This window comes from Microbacterium trichothecenolyticum (assembly GCF_000956465.1).
GTDB lineage: Bacteria > Actinomycetota > Actinomycetes > Actinomycetales > Microbacteriaceae > Microbacterium > Microbacterium trichothecenolyticum.
This window is the reverse complement of the sequence record NZ_JYJA01000038.1, coordinates 1-13201: the sequence shown is the minus strand read 5'-3', so window position 1 is coordinate 13201 and position 13201 is coordinate 1. Positions and strand designations below refer to the sequence as shown.

Here is a 13201-nt window from a genome sequence, read left to right as displayed (position 1 = left end):
CCGATATGAGCACTCCTGAGACTCCGGATGCTGCACCCACCGCCGATGCGACGACCCCTGTCGCCGACGCCCGGGCCGGCGAGCGCGACACCGCCGACACGGCAGTGGCGATCGACCTGACGCCGCCGGCACCCTCGCCCCTTCCTCCGGCGTTCGATCCGTTCGTGGCCTCAGCGTCAGCGCCGGAGCCGGCAGCCGTTGCCGCCGAACCGGCGACCCCGCCGGCGACCGCGGTGGCACCGCGCGTGCGGTGGGCGGGGATCGTATGGGGTCTCGTGCTCGCGGTGATCGCCGCTTTCGCCGTGTGGGTCCTCACCGACGCGGCACGCCAGGCCGCGGTCACCGCGTGGCTGGTGAATCTGACTCCCGCCGCCGCCGTCGCGTACGTCGTGCTCTTCCTGGGCGGGTTCGCGCTGATCGCAGGCATCGTCGGCCTCGCCCGCCGCGCGCAGCGCGTCGTCGAGCGACGCCGCACGCCCGACCCGGCCTGACGAAGACCGCACACCACCGGTCGTCGATCGGAGGGCGGAGGACACGGAGCCGTCGCCCGCATACGCGAACGCGCCGTGCGCCCGAAGGCGCACGGCGCGAACGCGGTGGATCAGGCGCCGGCCGTGGGGCGACCGACGCCCGACGATCACTCGGCGACGAGGCTGCTGCAGCCCTCGTCGCCCGAGCCGACGCAGACCACGAGGGTCTCGGCGTCGACGAGGTCCTCGGGAACCTGGAAGCTCCACACGAACGTGTAGGACTTCTCCGGCGTCATCGGCACCTCGACGGAGCGCTGCGAAACCGCGCCGGCCGAGAACGAGTCGTCCGTGGTCGAGCGCAGGACGGGCGCCACATCGACGTCGGACCGGCCCTTCTCCGACACCCACTGGGCGACGTTGACGGTGACCCACTGGTTGCCCTCGGCGGGCTCGTCGAGCGTGGCGGCAGCGCTCTCGTCGGGGACGATGCTGCTCCACACCTCGAGCTCGGTGCCGTCGGCGCCGACACGCTCACCGGCGGCGGCGGGCTCGGTCACCGACGACTCGACGACCGAGTCGGCGGCCGACGTGGACGTCGGCTCGGGGTCGGCGGTGGACGCGCAACCGGCGAGCAGAAGGCCGGAAACGGCGGCGATGGACAGGAGTGCTGTGCTTCGTGAGCGCATGGTGAATACCTCTTCGAATTGTTTCGGGGATGTTTCTAAAGTACTCCCCCGACACGTGTGGTCCTACCACGCGCCGCCGTGCACTCCTCGTCTCAGGAGGCGCTGGTCCCCGCGTCGCCGCGAGCCTCCGGGCGTGAGGCCCCAGCCGGGACGCGCCGCCGTCGCCACGGCACCGCCAGCAGCAGTCCGACGACGAGCAGCGCACCGCCGAACGCGGCGGCGGCCCACGGGGTCACGGAAGGGATCTCGAGGTACGTCGTGATTCCGAGGATTCGCGCGAGCCCCCAGGGCAACAGGCCCATCTCGTCGTTCCAGAGTGTCAGCGCGGTCTCGAGGCCGATCGCCCCGACGACCACCGCGGGCACGAGCAGACCGGCACCGACCGCGGCGAGCACGTACCCGGTCGCGCGCCGCGCGCGCACCTGCGCCGACAGCGCCCAGCCGGCTGCGACGAACACCCACACGAACAGCGCGAACGCGACACTGATGTACACCGTGCGCAGCAGCGGGTCGGTCCAGAATGCGAACCAGTAGCCGCCCGGGCCCGTGAACGAGAGGGCGAACAGCGTCACGATGCAGCGCAGCATCACGACCCCGCCGACGGCGGCGATGACCGGCCATGGCGAGCGCTCCCAGACGAACAGACGCAGCACGAGGGCGAACACGACCCAGGCGCCGATGATGACCGCGAGGTGCGTCCACGACAGGAGCGACGTCTGCACGGCGCGCGTGGCGATCAGCAGCCCTGCGGGCACGATCAGCAGCAGCCATCGATCGAGCTCGAGCATGCCGAGGGTGGATTCGCGCGCCCGCCACGGCCTCGTCGAGGCGATCCACGTCGCGCGGGCTGCTGCGGCGCCGGGCTTGGCGACCAAGCGCGTGCGCGCCGCGAGCATGCCGATCACGACCCACGCGAGAGCCAGCACGAGCAGCACGCGGGCGATCCACGCCATGGGCTCGTCGCGCACCGCGCGCTCGACGCCGAGCTGGGCAGCGGTGAGGTTGAACGCGGGGTAGTCGAGGTTCCCCTCGTACTTCGCCAGGTGCTCGGCCGCGCGCTGCTCGTACGCGATGCGGTCGGCATCCCACTGCGCGTGCGCATCGGATGAGAGCGTGTCGTGCCACTGCCCCTGATGCAGGATCATCGCGCGGTACGCCTCGAGCAGCCGGAGCGTGTCGAGTTCGTAGCCCAACGTGTCGAGGAACGCCGCCCGCATCTCCGAGGAGCGCCAGGTGGCGGCATCCGTCTGCGAAACGAGACCGTGCATCTGCTCGACCGCGGCGACCGCCTCTGCGCCGTCGCCGATCGCCGCCCCGACCCCGTCGGAACCGCTGTCGCGGACGATCGAGTAGAGCACGTCGAGCACCGCGGAGTCGCCGGTGAGGATGTCCCACTCGAAGATCCACATCATGGGCGGCGGCTCGAGCCCGATCGCGAACACGCGCTGCGCGGCGAACTGCGGCACGTACATGCCCTGGGCGATCGCCTCGCGCGAGTGCGTCATCGCCTCGACGATCGCCTCGACCGTGGCGGGGTCCTCGGAGAAGTACTCCCGGGCCCAGGCCGCGGTGATGCCGGCGACATCGGCCTCGGGATTCTGGGCGAGGGATGCCGCGAGCTGGGTGTTCAGCTCGTACAGCTGCCAGAAACCCGATTTCAGGTACAGACTCATCGGTCCGGCGCGCCACGGACCGCCGTCCTGGGTCCAGACCCAGACGCCCTCGAGCTGGTCGTTCTGTGCGATCAGCTGCTGCAGCGCCCACTGGTACTGCGGGCCGAGGTCGTTGGGGAACGCGCCGAAATTCTCGAACTCGCGGCGGCTCTGGAACTCGACGATGCGCCGCTGCGCCCCCTGCTCGAGGGTGTCGTTGAGCGGCAGCCACGTGTAGAAGTCGCCGAGCGTGTACTTCGTCGACACGATGAGCGCGGGCGAGTCGATGCCGCCGAGCACCGCCTCGTACGACGCCGGGTTGGTGTGCATGTCGCCGACGGCGCCGACGCCCACCGACCACGTGCGGAAGATGACTTCGCGATCGGATGCCTCGGCCTGCGCCGTGAACGCCTCGAGCATCGTGCGCACCGCGTCCACCGAGGTCACCTCGAGCGCGGAGTAGTAGTCCCAGCCGCCCACGTCGTAGACGGGACCGGCCTCGCCGATGCGGATGAGCACGCCGTCGAGCGCGGGCACCGCGTCGTACAGCTCGTCGAGCCCCGCGGTGTAGACGCTCCACAGGTCGGGGTTCTCGGTGTCGAGCGAGCCGAACTCGTGGGTGAGGTGCTGCTCGAGCGGGCCGGTGAGGGCGAGCATGTCGGTGCGCAGGAACACCTTCATGCCGAGCTCGTCGGCGCGGTCCCAGAACGGGGCGTACGCCTCGCGCAGGGCCAGCGCCTTGTCGCGGTGGTCGTCGCCGTCGGCGTAGACCGGGCCATCAGGTGCGCCGTCGAACGTCACGTACTCGACGAACCCGGGGAACGCGACGGCGTTGAACCCGTTCGCGAGGGAATGCCGCAGGAACCCGTCGAAGTCCTCGAACGCGGCGGCGAGCGCGGTCTGATCGACGTACGGCGGCTCGGGCTGCATGACCGCGGCGAACGCCTTCGACGCGTGCGAGTAGTCGTCGCCCGACTCCCACTCGGCCGGATCGGGGATCACGCCGACCGCGCCGAGGTCGGTCATGCGCAGCGGCAGACGCGACGCCTCGTGCTCGCCGATGAGGTCGGTGAGGGGGGCGGCGGCGCGGACCTGGTTGCTGAGGTCGTAGATGCCGCGCGTGACACCGTCCTCGTCTCCGGCGCGGATGAGCAGCGCGGCGGTGTCGCCCTCGATGGCGTACGCGTCGTCGGTCGCGATGAGCGTCGGGTCGATCCGCACCGTGAGCACGGCTTCGCCGGAGGTTCCGGATGCTGCCGCTACAGCATCCGTCAGCTCCTCCAGCGCGACCGACACGCGCTCGGTGTCGGGGGCGTCGAACGTGAACGACGGCGGGAGGACCGGCTCGGCGACGACCGGCACGACGGGTGCGGCCGGCTCCATCTGGGCCGACGGCTCGGTGCGGATGCCGAGCGCGTCACCGACGGCGAACGCGGCCCCGGCGCCGAGCGCCAGGAGGATGATCGCGGTGACGAGAGCGAGGATGCCTCGCCGTCGCGCCGTCGTCATCCCTTGATCCTAGATCTACGGGAACGCGATCTCTTCGTGCGGCTGCCGGATGAGGAACCCCTGCGCACGATCGCAGCCGAGCTCGACCGCGGTGTCGAGATGGGTGAGCGTCTCGATCCCCTCCGCCACCACGCGCAGACCGTGCGCATGCGCGATCTCGACCTGCCCGCGCAACGACGGCGGTGCGGGTCGCTCAGCGGCTCGTACCAGTCCGCCCGGCAGCTTCACCTCGGAGATCGGCACGCTTCGGAGGAGTTCGGGCCACAGACCCTCGTCCCCGGGGCCCGCCAGCGAGAACTCGACGCCGATCTCGCGAAGCGTGCGCAGTCGCGACAGCACCGCATCATCGTCGAGCCAGGGCAGAGCGCGGGGAAGCTCGAAGACGAGCGAGCCGCGAGCGAGCGCACGACTCTGGAACTCGCCGGCGACGTGATCGGCGAACGATTCCTCCTCGAACTGCATCGGCGAGACATTGACGGCGACGCTCCAGTCACGGCCCGTCTCGCGCCATCCGGCGAGCGTGTCGAGGCACTCGTCGAACATTCGCCGCCCGAGCGCGTGGATCGCCCCACTGCGCTCGGCGACGCCGATCATCGTCACGGGATCGATGTCGCCGAGCTGCGGATGGCGCCAGCGACACAGCGCCTCCGCCGCCACGATCGACCCGCTCTCCAGCGACACCTGCGGCTGGTAGACGGCGAAGATCTCGGAGCCGCCGACAGCGGCCGCCAGATCATCCGCGAGGTCGCCAGGGGTGGTGGGCACCCCTCAAGTCAGCCCTGCGCCGCACCCCGATCGCAAGCGCGCGCACGAGGAGCGACGTTCGGCTAGAGTTCGCCGCTGCCACGCTCGCGGGAGGCCGTCGAGGCCCGACACACCGATCCTTATACTTTTCACGTCGCAGATGCAGGGAGAGGATCGCGATGGCGTTTCGGAATCTGGAGACGTTGGACTCCTGGCTCGCCGAGTATCGCGCGCAGGGCGGGCCGCTGGCCGACGCCGCACGCGTGACGGTGCAGGACGGCGAGGGCGGGGAGAACACCGGCCTCGTCGTCTTCCGGCTCGGTCACGCACCGACCGGCGTCTTCATCCAGCCGGCGACGCCGGGGGCCACCGCCTGGGTCGCGACCATGGAGCCCCGCGAAGAGAACCTCGTCCTGGATGCGGCGGGGTTGCTCGAGCTTTCCGCAGAACTTGCCGCCGTCTCCGAACTGTGCGCGTTCCTCGAGGCGAAGTCGCTCGCGTATCGCGGCATCGACGTCGCCTGAGCGCCGTGTCAGTGCCGGGCGCCCACCGTCGCCGCGGTCAGGGCCACGAGCAGGGCGGCGGACTTCTCGACCACGGCCTGGTCGGCAGCGCCGACGGCGACGTCGAAGTCGTCGTCGAACCGGTTGAGGGACGACCACGGATCGTCGGCGATGTCGATCGTGGCGGTGATGCGGTTCACCCGTCTGTCGGACGGGTCGACATCGCGTCGCACCAGGGACCGACCGACGAGCCGATCGATCAGCGTGGTCACACCCGCCGAGGTGATGCCGAGGTACTCGCGCAACACTGTCGGCCGCGTTCCGGGGTTGCCCACCACGAACAAGAGGGCGCGGGCATCGATGTCGGAGATGCCGAGGCTCGCGCGCGCCGCCACCATCGCTGCGTTGCGGGCGTCGAGATACTGGCGCAGGGCCAACCCGAGGGTCAGCGCCGGGGTGTCGTTCGCCATGCCGCCATTCTCCCTCAGCCGCTTCGGGAACAGACTAGCTCAGGTCGCGAACATTTAGAATACTTATCTAATTCTGCGAAGTATCGATTAGACTGACCTTGCCCGCAGACACGACGTCGATCGCTGTTCGCCACACCCATCGCCTCGATACAGAAGCCAGGAGGCCGCCGTGACCCACGAAGATGCCTTGATCGGATGCCGCATCCCCCACACCCCCCGCGCCTCGAGCATCCCGTGCTAGGTCTCGCCATCTGCGGGCTCATCAGCGTCGACGGTCAGTCGACGATTCTCGACGCGAACACGCAGGTGCTGAGCTGGCTCAACTGCGACCGAGAGGACGTGATCGGACGGCCGCTCGAAGCGCTGCTCACGCTGCGCATGCCACTGGAAGGCGCGGACGGCCAGCGCCCGACCGATGCCACCCTGCATGGGGTGTCAGGCGTCGTCCGCCCCGTCGTGGTCGGGTCGCTCGGTGAGGACGAGTCCGGCGTCGAGCGCATCGCGGTCTACGACGTGTCGACGCGGTCGGCGTTCAGTCTGGGATTCCAGGGCGCCGAGGCCAAGACCGAGCGCGGCCGGCAGCGCCTGCAGATCCTGCTCAACGCCGCCGTCGGCTTCGGCAACGTCAGAACCGAGGTCGACGCGGCAGAACTGCTCGTGGATGTGGCGCAGCGGGCGTTCGCCGCGAGTGCGGTGAGCGTGCACATCGGCGGTCCGGAGGGACTGATCCAGGTCGCTGGGGTGAACCCGCTCGCGGCCCATTGGCCGACGGGCCTGCGTCCGGCCGGAACGACGACCTTCCTCGGCGGCCAGGTGCTGATCGTGCGCTCCCCCGAGCATGCGGACTCCTATGTGCCCGGAGTCGGCATGAGCGACATCTACCGGGCAGGCGGCGTGCACGCGGCGATCGCCTCGCCGATGCGGTCCCACGGGGATGCGGTCGGTGCGATGGTCTGCTTCTTCGACCATCCTCGGGAGTTCGACGAAGAAGCCGTTCCGCTCGCCGAGGCGCTGTCGAATCAGGCGGCGCAGGCGATCGCGCGGATCCGTCTCGAAGACACTCTGCGTCGCGCAGCGATGCACGACGAGGTGACGGGGCTGCCGAACCGGCGACTGATCGAGGAGGACGTCACGCGCACGCTCTTCCAGGACTACTCGGCCCTCACCGTGATCTTCATCGATCTCGACGGGTTCAAGGCTGTGAACGATCTGCTCGGTCACGCCGCCGGTGACGCGCTCCTCCGAGAGATCGGGCAGCGCCTGCGCGGCGTCATCCGGGAGTCGGATGTGCTGGGACGATTCGGCGGCGACGAATTCATCGCGGTCGCCGCGGTGGACAGCGTCGGCGACGCCGCAGCACTCGCCGACCGCATCCGCGCCGCGATCGCGGAGCCGTACGACGAGCTGCCGCCCGTGCTGTCCATCACGGCGAGCGTCGGCGTGGTCACTGTGGGAAACGACGGGGCGCCGGTCATGGACCAGCTCATCCGCGCTGCGGACCACGCCATGTACGAGGCGAAGATGGCCGGCGGGGACCGCGTCGCCGTCGCCCGCATCGCCTCGTCCCCCGTCCTCCAGTAGCAGTCAGCTGCTCTTGCGCATCGCCCGGATCCCGACGGCGAGCCCGAGCGCCGCGAGCACGATCGCCGCGACCCAGCCCCACAGCACCTCGACCGCGCCGAGGTCGCCGGCGAACAGCGCGCGCTCGGCCTGAACGACCCAGTTCACCGGGTTCACCGTCGACACCGCACGCATCCAGGCCGGCCCTTCGTCGAGCGGCAGGAGCATGCCCGAGAGGATCAGCAGCGGGAAGATCAGCGTCTGCTGCACGCCCCAGAAGAGCCACTCGCGATCCTTGGTCTTGAGTGCGAGCGTGTACGACAGCGACCCGAGCCCCACGCCGAACACCGCGAGCAGCGCGAGGCCGATCACGAGCCCCGGCACGTCGATCGTGAAGCCGAACGGCCACGCGATGAGCACGATGATCAGCGCCTGCACCACGATCGGCGCGATCTCCTTGAGCGCGCGTCCGACCAGCAGCGACGACCGCGCCAGCGGCGCGACCAGCGTGCGCTCATGCGAGCCCGTCATCATCTCGTACTGCAGGTTCGACCCGGTCGCCCCGGTGCCGAACAGCACGATCATCACGAGCACGCCGGGCACGAACCACTGCAGGGTCTCCCCTACGGGTGCGCCGGAGGAGCCGACCAGCAGCGGGGCGAACAGCCCGAGGAACACCAGCGGCTGCACCAGGCTGAAGATCAGCGTGAACGGGTCGCGCACCACCGGCTTCAATTCGCGCGTCAGCACGTTCCACGTGTCGCGCGCCGGGTTGGCCCGCACCGCGGTGTCGGGCCGGGTCTCGATCTGAGTGCTCATCGCTTGGCTCCTGTCGCCTCGGTCACCTGTTCGGCGGTTCCGGATGCCTCGGACGAGGCCTCCGCGTTCTGCTCGGGTTCGCCCTCGCCCTCGCCGGCCTCGCGCAGCGTGCGGCCGGTGAGCGCCAGGAACACGTCGTCGAGCGTCGGCGGCACGCCGGTCGCTGTCCGCACCATGAGCCCGGCCGCGTCGAGCGCGCGCACCGCGGCGGGCAGCAGCGCGTCGCCTTCGGGCACCGTGAGGACGATGGATGCCTCGACCCGCCGCACCTCGCGCTCGGTGAGCCTCTGCACCACGGCGACGGCGGCCGCAGCATCCGGCTCCGTTTCGAAGCCGAACGTGAGCACGTCGCCCGCGAGCTCCGCCTTCAGCCGGGCCGCGGTGTCGTCGGCGATCACGCGACCCCTGTCCATGACCATGACGCGCTCGGCGTAGCGGTCGGCCTCCTCGAGGTAGTGCGTCGTGAGGAAGACCGTCGTGCCGCACAGCGCGCGGAGGTCGATGATGTGCTGCCAGAGGTTGGCGCGGCTCTGCGGGTCCAGTCCCGTCGACGGCTCGTCGAGGAACAGCAGCGGCGGCGCGTGCATGAGCCCGAGGGCGACGTCGAGCCGGCGCTTCTGCCCGCCCGAGAGCTGCTGCACCGACCGCGACGCGAAGCCTGCGAGGTCGAGCGACTCGATGAGCTCGTCCGCCCGCGCCCGGGCGGCGGCCTTCGACATGCCGTAGAACGCACCCTGGCTCAGCAGCTCGTCTCGGGCGCGCTGCGAGAAGCTGCCGCTGGTGAGCTGGCCGACATAGCCGATGCGAGCGCGCACCTCGGCGGGCTGCTTCAGGATGTCGAAGCCGACGACCCGCGCCGTGCCCGATGTCGGCGGTATCAGGGTCGTGAGCATACGCAGGCTGGTCGACTTGCCGGCGCCGTTGGGTCCGAGGAACGCGACGAGCTCGCCGCGCGCCACCTCGAACGCGAGGTCGGTGACGGCCTCGACGGTCTTGCCTTTCACAGTGAAGCGCTTGGTCAGACCTTGCGCTCGGATGATCGATTCGTTCGCCATGCCCCCACGCTAGGAGTGGATGCGGACAGATACTGTCCGCGATACATGAGATTCTTTTCGCATGGCCGACACCACCACGCGAGCCTTGTCGCTGCTCAACCTGCTCCAGACGCACCGGCACTGGCCGGGTTCCGAACTGGCCGTCCGGCTGGGCGTCACCGAGCGCACGGTGCGGCGCGATGTCGAGCGGCTGCGCGACCTCGGCTACCGCATCGAGTCGATCCCGGGGGCGGCGGGCGGCTATCGCCTCGAGGCCGGCAGCGCCGTGCCGCCCTTGCTGCTCACCGATGAAGAGGCGGTGGCGATGGCGATCGGGCTGCGGGTGGCAGCATCCCAGCGGCTCGTGAGCGGTCCCGAGACGACCATCACCGCGCTCGCGAAGCTCGAGCAGGTGCTGCCCGCTCCTCTGCGCCGCCGCGTCGCCGCGCTGGCTCAGACTGTGCAGCCCGCCGGACTCAACGCCGGCGCCGCCGTGTCGGGCGAGGTGCTCGGCGAGCTCGCACTGGCCACGCGCGATCACGAGCGGGTGAGATTCACGTACACCGCGGCATCGGGTGAGGTCACCCACCGGCGCGTCGAGCCGCATGCCCTCGCGCCCGCCGACCGGCACTGGTACCTGCTCTGCTGGGACCTCGACAAGGAGGACTGGCGCACGTTCCGCGTGGACAGGCTCACGGATGTCGCGCACACCCGCGTGCTCTTCGAGCCGAAGCCGCTCACCCCCGAGCAGATCGAGGAGTTCATCTTCGTGGCACGGTCGTGGGCGAGACAGGCGGTGGAGGCGGACGCGGTGATGGAGCTGCCTCTGGACGAGATGCGCGACTACTTCGGCCAGTGGGGTCAGGGCGCGACGGCCGAGGACGCGACGCACACGCGCTGGCCGGTCGGCGGTTCGGACTTCCGCGAGACGATGTACGGCCTGAGCTGGATCCCCGCGGGGGTGGATTACACGACGGACCTGACATCGCCGGCTCGAGAGGAGCTGCGCGAGACCCTCGAACGGATGCTCCGAGCCCTGGACGCGCCCGCACCCCCGGTTCCGCCGGACCGGGCTCTGGCGCGCGAGCGACAGCTGCCGGCGTAGCTCGGGATCTCCGCAGCATCCGCCGGCGTCTCACCGAACGGCACCCCACCCCGCCACTCCGCACGCGCTCAATAGGCTGGGTCAATGGAGCTGGGGATCTACGCGGTCATCGCCGTCGCGGTCATCGTGGCGGTCGCCGCGTTCTCCAAGAAGCTCGGGGTGGCGGCGCCGATCATCCTCGTGGTCGTGGGGGTGGGGCTGTCCTATCTGCCGGGGGTGCCCGACATCGAGGTGCCGCACGAGATCATCCTCGACGGGGTGCTGCCGCCGATCCTCTACGCCGCGGCGATCAGCGTGCCGATCACCGACTTCCGCCGGAATGCGGGGTCGATCGCGAGTCTGTCGGTCGTGCTGGTGATCGTGACGGCGTTCGCCGCGGGCTTCCTGCTGTTCTCGCTGCTGCCCGATCTCAACCTCGCCGCGGCCATCGCGCTCGGCGCGGTCATCAGCCCGCCCGACGCGGTGGCGGCGACCTCGATCGGCCGGCGGCTGGGCCTGCCTCCGCGACTGCTGACCGTGCTCGAGGGCGAGGGCCTCCTCAACGACGCGACCGCCCTGGTGCTGCTGCGCTCGGCTGTCGCCGCTGCCGCGGTGGGTGGCCTCACGACGCCGTGGGCAGGAGTGGTCGACTTCGTCTACGCCGTCGTCGTGGCCGTCGCGATCGGCCTGGTCGCCGGATACGTCACCGTGTTCGTGCGCTCCAAGCTCGACGATCCCGTGCTCGACACGGCGCTGTCGATCGCGGTCCCGTTCGTCGCGTTCGCGCCGGCCGAGGCGCTCGGCGCGTCCGGCGTGATGGCGGTCGTCGTCGCCGGCCTCTACACCGGCCACGCGGCGCCCACGAAGTTCAGCGCACAGGCGAGGATCAGCGACCGCATCAACTGGCGCACGATCCAGTTCCTCCTCGAGAACGGCGTGTTCCTGCTCATCGGCCTCGAGATCCGCACGCTCGTCGATCACGTCGACCCGACGGTTCTCAGCGCCGGCGACGCGATCCTCATCGGCCTGCTCGCGACCGCAGCCCTCATCGTGATCCGCTTCCTCTGGATCGGACCGATGGTCTACGCCCTCGGCAAGCGCGAGGAGCGTACCGAGAAGCGCACCTACCACGCGCTCCTCGCCCTGTACTACTACCGGAGTCACCCGGTCAGCACTGCGCGGCAGGCCCGCATCCGTGATCGCCTCGAGCGCGACTACGAGCGCCGGCGCGCCGACCTCGAGCAGCAGCGCCAGGAGCACATCGACTGGCGCGGCGGGATCGTGCTGGGCTGGTCGGGCATGCGCGGCGTCGTGACGCTCGCCGCCGCGCAGTCCCTGCCCGAGAACACCCCCTACCGACCGCAGCTGATCCTCATCGCCTTCACTGTCGCGGTGGTGAGCATCGTCGTGCAGGGCGGCACGCTGCCGTGGCTCATCCGCTTGCTCGATGTGCAGGGCATCGATGCGCAGGAGGACCGCAGAGAGCTCGCGTCCCTCCTCGAAGACATCAGCAACACCGGCCTCGAGACACTGGACGAGATCGAGACGGATGCTGCCACCACCGCCCCGATAGACCCCGATGTCATCGAACGCGTGAGGCGGGCCTCCTTCCTCAGCACCGAGGCCGCATGGGAGCGCGCACGCGTGGTGCGCAAACCCGGCGAGATGCCGCATCAGCGGTACCGCGAGCTGCGCCTCGCCGTCGTCGATGCGGAGCGCGAACGCCTGCTGGAGCTGCGTGCCCAGGGCGTCTACTCCTCGCGCGTGCTGGCCGAGGCGCAGGCCATGCTCGACCTCGAGGAGACCCGCCTGTCGCGCCATTCCGGCGATCGCTGACCCGCGGCGTTCCCTCGCCCAGCCTTTCCTGCGGTGGTTGCCGGGCACCCGGCGTCGCCCTTCCGCCGAGTCGGCGACGGTTGGAGGATCGGGGGGGTGGTCTAGGCGGACCTGGCCCGTCTGAGCTCGCGCAGCAGGAGCCGGTTGGGCCCTCGCCACTGCCGGCGCGGGTCGATCCAGGCCGGTAGTCGCACGTGCGGCATGCCGTCGATCATGCGGATCTCCCATCCGCTGGTCTCGATGCCGTGGTGATGGTGCCAGCACAGCAGCACCCCGTTGTCGACCGAGGTCGGGCCGCCCTTGGCCCAGTCGACGACATGATGCACCTCGCACCACGCCGCCGGGACGGTGCAGCCGGGGATGATGCAGCCGCCGTCACGGGCGCCGATCGCCTTGCGTTGCCAATGGTTGAACACCCGATCCTCGATGCGCAGTGCCTTGATGGCGCCGTCGGCGGTCAGGGTGAGCCGGTGAATGGTGCCGTGGCAGCCGACATGCCTCGCGAACGAGGCCGGTACCGGTACCGGACCACCGGCGGACTCCACGAACGCCACGCCGTCGGGGGCGGCCAGGTCCTCGACGGTGGTGGTGACGATCAGCGTCGGCGCGGCCCCGCCCAGCGTCGGCGTCGCGGCCGCACCCGCCGCGACCGACAGGATCGACGCGAACGCGTCGTGGCGCTTCTGGTCCGCGGTCCGCGGATCCAGCACCCGCTCCGCCGCCTCGCCGGTCGCGGCTTCAGCCTCGCAATCGACGAAGCGGGGCCCGCTGTCCTGCACCCGCGGATTCAGGTGCGCGTCCATCAGCCGATCGAACTGCGCCGCGACGTCGTCG

12 protein-coding genes are annotated in these 13201 nt (G+C 70.3%); 5 read left to right on the top strand and 7 right to left on the bottom strand.

Going from position 1 to position 13201, the window contains the following annotated elements; all coding sequences use genetic code 11:
- The first annotated feature begins 5 nt into the window (after positions 1 to 5).
- Positions 6 to 491 carry a hypothetical protein gene (locus RS82_RS21875; protein WP_245619621.1) on the top strand — a complete coding sequence of 162 codons (486 nt, stop codon included), beginning with the start codon at positions 6 to 8 and terminating at the stop codon, positions 489 to 491.
- A 146-nt stretch (positions 492 to 637) separates the two neighbouring features.
- On the opposite strand, the gene RS82_RS14480 is transcribed toward RS82_RS21875, so the two are convergent.
- The 3 genes from RS82_RS14480 to RS82_RS14470 all read right to left on the bottom strand — a co-directional run bounded on the left by RS82_RS14480 (position 638) and on the right by RS82_RS14470 (position 5082).
- Positions 638 to 1156, bottom strand: coding sequence for a hypothetical protein (locus RS82_RS14480; RefSeq protein ID WP_045300693.1), 519 nt, complete (start codon positions 1154 to 1156; stop codon positions 638 to 640).
- Between the two features lie 92 nt (positions 1157 to 1248).
- Positions 1249 to 4317 (bottom strand): DUF2339 domain-containing protein, encoded by a 3069-nt coding sequence (locus RS82_RS14475; protein ID WP_045300691.1) that lies wholly within the window; start codon positions 4315 to 4317, stop codon positions 1249 to 1251.
- A 15-nt stretch (positions 4318 to 4332) separates the two neighbouring features.
- Positions 4333 to 5082: an EAL domain-containing protein gene (locus tag RS82_RS14470; protein WP_045300689.1), complete on the bottom strand. Its 750-nt coding sequence runs from the start codon at positions 5080 to 5082 to the stop codon at positions 4333 to 4335.
- A 158-nt stretch (positions 5083 to 5240) separates the two neighbouring features.
- Between RS82_RS14470 and RS82_RS14465 the strand changes: the two genes are divergently transcribed.
- Positions 5241 to 5585, top strand: coding sequence for a hypothetical protein (locus RS82_RS14465; protein ID WP_045300687.1), 345 nt, complete (start codon positions 5241 to 5243; stop codon positions 5583 to 5585).
- An 8-nt stretch (positions 5586 to 5593) separates the two neighbouring features.
- On the opposite strand, the gene RS82_RS14460 is transcribed toward RS82_RS14465, so the two are convergent.
- Positions 5594 to 6034: a MarR family winged helix-turn-helix transcriptional regulator gene (locus tag RS82_RS14460; protein WP_045300686.1), complete on the bottom strand. Its 441-nt coding sequence runs from the start codon at positions 6032 to 6034 to the stop codon at positions 5594 to 5596.
- A gap of 234 nt (positions 6035 to 6268) precedes the next feature.
- Here RS82_RS14460 and RS82_RS20770 point away from each other — a divergent pair, with 234 nt between their 5' ends.
- On the top strand, positions 6269 to 7615 hold the full coding sequence (locus RS82_RS20770) for a sensor domain-containing protein (protein ID WP_052676857.1): 1347 nt from the start codon (positions 6269 to 6271) through the stop codon (positions 7613 to 7615).
- Between the two features lie 3 nt (positions 7616 to 7618).
- On the opposite strand, the gene RS82_RS14450 is transcribed toward RS82_RS20770, so the two are convergent.
- A complete protein-coding gene (locus tag RS82_RS14450; RefSeq protein WP_045300685.1) occupies positions 7619 to 8413 on the bottom strand; it encodes an ABC transporter permease in 795 nt (264 codons plus the stop codon).
- Complete coding sequence (locus tag RS82_RS14445) at positions 8410 to 9468, bottom strand: ATP-binding cassette domain-containing protein (RefSeq protein ID WP_052676856.1); 1059 nt, start codon at positions 9466 to 9468, stop codon at positions 8410 to 8412. The genes RS82_RS14450 and RS82_RS14445 overlap by 4 nt, the downstream gene beginning before the upstream one ends.
- A 61-nt stretch (positions 9469 to 9529) precedes the next feature.
- On the opposite strand from RS82_RS14445, the gene RS82_RS14440 reads away from it, so the two are divergent.
- Together RS82_RS14440 and RS82_RS14435 are read left to right on the top strand one after the other, a co-directional pair.
- A complete protein-coding gene (locus RS82_RS14440; RefSeq protein ID WP_045300684.1) occupies positions 9530 to 10552 on the top strand; it encodes a helix-turn-helix transcriptional regulator in 1023 nt (340 codons plus the stop codon).
- Between the two features lie 84 nt (positions 10553 to 10636).
- On the top strand, positions 10637 to 12367 hold the full coding sequence (locus RS82_RS14435; RefSeq protein ID WP_045300683.1) for a cation:proton antiporter: 1731 nt from the start codon (positions 10637 to 10639) through the stop codon (positions 12365 to 12367).
- A gap of 101 nt (positions 12368 to 12468) precedes the next feature.
- Here RS82_RS14435 and RS82_RS14430 read toward each other — a convergent pair.
- A partial coding sequence (locus tag RS82_RS14430) for an HNH endonuclease signature motif containing protein (RefSeq protein ID WP_157005609.1) occupies positions 12469 to 13201 on the bottom strand: 733 nt, incomplete at its 5' end.